We start from the raw sequence: 246 nt of genomic DNA, 5'->3' as shown, positions 1-246 counted from the left end.
CACCCAAAACAATCTCAAGATATTCAGGACGCTTTTAAAAAACTTCCAGCTGTCAACGATCCTTAACACCCCTGGTCATGTGGCGTTAGATCGCATTGATGTTTGGTTTCAAGATGAAGCCAGATTTGGTCAGCAAAATACCACGACCCGCATTTGGGCAACGAAAGGAACCCGACCACGAGCGGTAAGGCAACAACAGTTCGAATCAGCATATTTATATGGTGCGGTGTGTCCTGCAACGGGCAC

General features: G+C 47.2%; 1 pseudogene. It reads left to right on the top strand.

Going from position 1 to position 246, the window contains the following annotated elements:
• Window positions 1-246: pseudogene (locus H5181_RS20495) on the top strand (transposase); the annotation flags it as partial.

Source organism: Shewanella sp. SG44-2, from assembly GCF_014164215.1.
GTDB lineage: Bacteria > Pseudomonadota > Gammaproteobacteria > Enterobacterales > Shewanellaceae > Shewanella > Shewanella frigidimarina.
This window is presented reverse-complemented; position numbering and strand designations above follow the sequence as displayed.